This window comes from Hymenobacter sp. AT01-02, from assembly GCF_000961955.2.
Taxonomy (GTDB): domain Bacteria; phylum Bacteroidota; class Bacteroidia; order Cytophagales; family Hymenobacteraceae; genus Hymenobacter; species Hymenobacter mucosus.
Map to the genome: position 1 here is coordinate 1 of NZ_JZIR02000088.1, position 1,356 is coordinate 1,356.

A 1,356-nucleotide genomic window follows, 5' to 3' on the forward strand; every position below is an offset into this window, starting at 1 on the left:
GCCTCTCCAACGTGACGCTGTCCTACGCCCTCGCGACCTGGGCAAAGCCTTTAAGGGTGCCAGCGTGTATGCCATCGGCCAGAACCTCTTTGTCATTACCAAGTACCGCGGCTTCGACCCGGAGGTAAACACCAATAAGGCATTTGGTGTGGTCCCTTCGGCCGGCATCGACTACACGGGCTACCCCACGGCGCGCACCTTCACGTTCGGCGTCAATTTCTCTCTGTAAACCACCCCTGATCCATTTTTTATGAAAAAGATACTCAGCGCGGCGGCCTTGCTGACTGTGCTTCAACTAGCCGGCAGCTGCGAGATAAACGAAGAATTTCAGGGCTCCCTTACGCCCGACCAGGTGAGGACAGGTAACGCGGCTTCCTTACTCGATGGCGTGTACACCTCCATGCGTAGCCCGTTTCAGGGCGCTACTCAGGTATTTGCCCTCTCGGAAGTAACCACCGATGAGCGCATTATGCCTACCCGGGCCGGCGACTGGGACGACAACGGCGTGTGGCGCCAGCTGCACCTGCACACCTGGGACGCCAACCACAGCCAAATTCGCGACGCCTTTGCCAACCTGGGCGGGGTAGTATTTGCCGCCAACGACGTGCTGCGGCCCGAGTTTAGTGCCTCTGTCCAGCAGCAGGCCGAAGCTCGCTTCCTGCGGGCCTGGGCCATGTACTGGACTCTGGACCTATTTGACCAAGTACCCTACCGGGAGCCCGGCGAGAGTGTGGCTGCTAATGCCCGTGTGCGCAAGGCACGGAAGCCCTCGACTTCATTATTAGTGAGGTGAATGCCGTGCTGACCAACTTGCCCGACGGGCCGGCCTACCGGGCCAATAAGGATGCGGCGCGGGGCTTGCTTATGAAGTGCTACCTCAACCGGGGCGTGTACGCCAACCGCCAGACGCCCACGTTTGCCGCCGCCGACATGAACCAGGTGATTACCCTGGCCGACCAGATTATCAACTCCGGGCGCTACCAGTTTGCCACCAACTACTTTGACAACTTCGCCCCCGATAACACGGCCATCGGCACGGAGAACATCTTTACGGAGCTAAACATTGGCGGCGTGAGCAGCGGCGCCCAGTTTGACCTGTGGCGGTTTATTTCCCACTACAACATGTCGCCTAGTGGCTACAACGGGCCGGCTGCGCTACCCAGCTTCTACGACAAGTTTGGGGCGAGTGACATCAGACGGGGTGCGGTGTATACCTACAAGAATGGCCCGCTGAATCCCGGCAAGCGTCAGAACGTGGGCTTCCTCCTCGGACAGCAGTACAACCTAACGACCGACGCCCCCCTGACTGACCGCACGGGAGCCCCCCTGGCCTTCACCCGGGAAGTGCGCATCATT

General features: G+C 59.8%; 2 protein-coding genes and 1 pseudogene. All 3 read left to right on the plus strand.

The window, feature by feature from the left end; translation table 11 throughout:
* Positions 1 to 229: hypothetical protein (locus VI25_RS25275; RefSeq protein WP_161806989.1), on the plus strand; the 229-nt coding region annotated here is incomplete at its 5' end.
* A gap of 21 nt (positions 230 to 250) precedes the next feature.
* Entirely contained in the window at positions 251 to 793 is a 543-nt protein-coding gene (locus tag VI25_RS19490) for a hypothetical protein (RefSeq protein ID WP_052695848.1), read from the plus strand.
* Positions 790 to 1,356, plus strand: a pseudogene (locus VI25_RS19495) (RagB/SusD family nutrient uptake outer membrane protein); the annotation flags it as partial. The gene VI25_RS19490 and the pseudogene VI25_RS19495, both read left to right, overlap by 4 nt.